The organism is Mesorhizobium sp. M7A.F.Ca.ET.027.03.2.1 (assembly GCF_003999175.1).
In the GTDB taxonomy this organism is placed as follows: Bacteria; Pseudomonadota; Alphaproteobacteria; order Rhizobiales; family Rhizobiaceae; genus Mesorhizobium.
In genome coordinates, this window is record NZ_RZOM01001826.1 from 1 (window position 1) to 531 (window position 531).

Consider the following 531-nt stretch of genomic DNA (forward strand, 5'->3'; position numbering starts at 1 on the left):
GTCCGCGAACAACTGGTCAAGTTGGTTGGGCGCCAAAATTCCCTCTTCTTCGATGACCTGGCGCAGCTCCCGGTTCTCGGCCAAAGCCTTCTTCGACAGATCAGCCGCTTTGCCATATCCGACGAGTTTTGCCAAAGGCGTAGTGAGAACAAGAGATTGGTCAAGCAGGGTCTTGCAACGATCCACGTCGACTTCGATACCGTCGATGCAGCGCTGCTTGAAAATCTCCATCCCTCTCGTCAACATTCGCATTGATTGAAGAATGTTGAGGACGATGACAGGCTCCATCGCATTCAACTGCAGTTGGCCCGCGCTCGCCGCAAGGGTCACCGTGAGATCGTTTCCGATAACCTGGAAGCCGATCTGGTTCATCATCTCGGGAATGACGGGATTGACCTTGCCAGGCATGATGGACGAGCCGGCTTGCACCGGCGGCAGGCGGATCTCTCCCAGCCCCCCGCGTGGCCCACTGCTCAACAGACGCAGATCGTTGCATATCTTCGTGAGCTTGACTGCAATGCGCTTCAGGAC

1 protein-coding gene is annotated in these 531 nt (G+C 56.1%); it reads right to left on the reverse strand.

All coding sequences use genetic code 11. The features are described 5' to 3' along the window. The coding region (locus EN750_RS38300) for a lyase family protein (protein WP_245482954.1) at positions 1-531 on the reverse strand (531 nt) is incomplete at both ends.